The sequence below is a fragment of the Streptomyces sp. NRRL S-1022 genome (genome assembly GCF_000720135.1).
In the GTDB taxonomy this organism is placed as follows: domain Bacteria; phylum Actinomycetota; class Actinomycetes; order Streptomycetales; family Streptomycetaceae; genus Streptomyces.
Map to the genome: position 1 here is coordinate 1 of NZ_JOIU01000230.1, position 202 is coordinate 202.

At 75.7% G+C, this 202-nt stretch carries 1 protein-coding gene; it reads left to right on the top strand.

Translation table 11 applies throughout. The annotated features are described in order from the left end of the window. On the top strand, positions 1-202 hold a 202-nt coding region (locus IG05_RS43485), incomplete at both ends, for a hypothetical protein (protein WP_037816143.1).

The window sequence follows — 202 nt, forward strand, 5'->3', positions numbered from 1 at the left end:
CCTGGAGCGGCTGTCGGAGGCGCGGCGCAAGGGCCACCGGGTGCTGGCGGTGGTGCGGGGCAGCGCGGTCAACCAGGACGGTGCTTCGAACGGCCTGACGGCTCCGAACGGGCCTTCGCAGCAGCGGGTGATCCGCAAGGCGCTGGCGAACGCCGGGCTGACCCCGGCGGACGTGGACGCGGTGGAGGGCCACGGCACGGGG